At 48.7% G+C, this 2,169-nt stretch carries 3 protein-coding genes; 2 read left to right on the top strand and 1 reads right to left on the bottom strand.

Annotated elements, in window-relative coordinates; all coding sequences use genetic code 11:
* Positions 1–63: 63 nt before the first annotated feature.
* Together AB0917_RS34015 and AB0917_RS34010 are read left to right on the top strand one after the other, a co-directional pair.
* Positions 64–768, top strand: a complete 705-nt coding sequence (locus tag AB0917_RS34015) for an IS6-like element IS26 family transposase (RefSeq protein ID WP_001067856.1) — start codon at positions 64–66, stop codon at positions 766–768.
* 91 nt (positions 769–859) lie between these two features.
* On the top strand, positions 860–1,039 hold the full coding sequence (locus AB0917_RS34010) for a hypothetical protein (protein ID WP_000902128.1): 180 nt from the start codon (positions 860–862) through the stop codon (positions 1,037–1,039).
* A 153-nt stretch (positions 1,040–1,192) separates the two neighbouring features.
* Here AB0917_RS34010 and AB0917_RS34005 read toward each other — a convergent pair whose 3' ends face one another.
* A complete protein-coding gene (locus AB0917_RS34005; protein WP_000018326.1) occupies positions 1,193–2,008 on the bottom strand; it encodes an aminoglycoside O-phosphotransferase APH(3')-Ia in 816 nt (271 codons plus the stop codon).
* Positions 2,009–2,169: the final 161 nt, after the last annotated feature.

Below are 2,169 nucleotides of genomic sequence, written 5' to 3'. Positions count from 1 at the left end.
GGCACTGTTGCAAATAGTCGGTGGTGATAAACTTATCATCCCCTTTTGCTGATGGAGCTGCACATGAACCCATTCAAAGGCCGGCATTTTCAGCGTGACATCATTCTGTGGGCCGTACGCTGGTACTGCAAATACGGCATCAGTTACCGTGAGCTGCAGGAGATGCTGGCTGAACGCGGAGTGAATGTCGATCACTCCACGATTTACCGCTGGGTTCAGCGTTATGCGCCTGAAATGGAAAAACGGCTGCGCTGGTACTGGCGTAACCCTTCCGATCTTTGCCCGTGGCACATGGATGAAACCTACGTGAAGGTCAATGGCCGCTGGGCGTATCTGTACCGGGCCGTCGACAGCCGGGGCCGCACTGTCGATTTTTATCTCTCCTCCCGTCGTAACAGCAAAGCTGCATACCGGTTTCTGGGTAAAATCCTCAACAACGTGAAGAAGTGGCAGATCCCGCGATTCATCAACACGGATAAAGCGCCCGCCTATGGTCGCGCGCTTGCTCTGCTCAAACGCGAAGGCCGGTGCCCGTCTGACGTTGAACACCGACAGATTAAGTACCGGAACAACGTGATTGAATGCGATCATGGCAAACTGAAACGGATAATCGGCGCCACGCTGGGATTTAAATCCATGAAGACGGCTTACGCCACCATCAAAGGTATTGAGGTGATGCGTGCACTACGCAAAGGCCAGGCCTCAGCATTTTATTATGGTGATCCCCTGGGCGAAATGCGCCTGGTAAGCAGAGTTTTTGAAACGTAAGGCCTTTGAATAAGACAAAAGGCTGCCTCATCGCTAACTTTGCAACAGTGCCGAATTTAGCGCGGTCGCTAAACATTTCGGCACCACCCAGGTGCTGCACGATATCAATCTGAAAATTGATGCCGGTGAATACCGGCTGGCTGCCGACGATCCGGATGAGGAGAACACCCTCGCCACGGCAGTTTTCACCCTCGATGCCAACCACGTCAGGTGGCAAATTTTCGACATTAACCGCGACGATGCTAAATTTCAGGGAGAAGTGCGTGGGTGAGATAGCCGGTCGTCAGTCATAAAGGGCAGGGTAGTACCGTTGGCCCGGCGTTCGATAGTACCGTCCGGATACTGCCAGATATCGGCGTCCAGGGAGATGTCCTGAAGCGCGGTGTCCGGAATTTCAGGTTTGTGTCTCTACAAAGACTAACTATCAGAAAAACTCATCGAGCATCAAATGAAACTGCAATTTATTCATATCAGGATTATCAATACCATATTTTTGAAAAAGCCGTTTCTGTAATGAAGGAGAAAACTCACCGAGGCAGTTCCATAGGATGGCAAGATCCTGGTATCGGTCTGCGATTCCGACTCGTCCAACATCAATACAACCTATTAATTTCCCCTCGTCAAAAATAAGGTTATCAAGTGAGAAATCACCATGAGTGACGACTGAATCCGGTGAGAATGGCAAAAGCTTATGCATTTCTTTCCAGACTTGTTCAACAGGCCAGCCATTACGCTCGTCATCAAAATCACTAGCATCAACCAAACCGTTATTCATTCGTGATTGCGCCTGAGCGAGACGAAATACGCGATCGCTGTTAAAAGGACAATTACAAACAGGAATCGAATGCAACCGGCGCAGGAACACTGCCAGCGCATCAACAATATTTTCACCTGAATCAGGATATTCTTCTAATACCTGGAATGCTGTTTTCCCGGGGATCGCAGTGGTGAGTAACCATGCATCATCAGGAGTACGGATAAAATGCTTGATGGTCGGAAGAGGCATAAATGCCGTCAGCCAGTTTAGTCTGACCATCTCATCTGTAACATCATTGGCAACGCTACCTTTGCCATGTTTCAGAAACAACTCTGGCGCATTGGGCTTCCCATACAATCGATAGATTGTCGCACCTGATTGCCCGACATTATCGCGAGCCCATCTATACCCATATAAATCAGCATCCAGGTTGGAATTTAATCGCGGCCTCGAGCAAGACGTTTCCCGTTGAATATGGCTCATAACACCCCTTGTATTACTGTTTATGTAAGCAGACAGTTTTATTGTTCATGATGATATATTTTTATCGGCACTGTTGCAAATAGTCGGTGGTGATAAACTTATCATCCCCTTTTGCTGATGGAGCTGCACATGAACCCATTCAAAGGCCGGCATTTTCAGCG

Origin of the sequence: Streptomyces sp. NPDC007346, from assembly GCF_040703535.1 — a bacterium.
In the GTDB taxonomy this organism is placed as follows: Bacteria; Actinomycetota; Actinomycetes; order Streptomycetales; family Streptomycetaceae; genus Streptomyces.
This window is presented reverse-complemented; position numbering and strand designations above follow the sequence as displayed.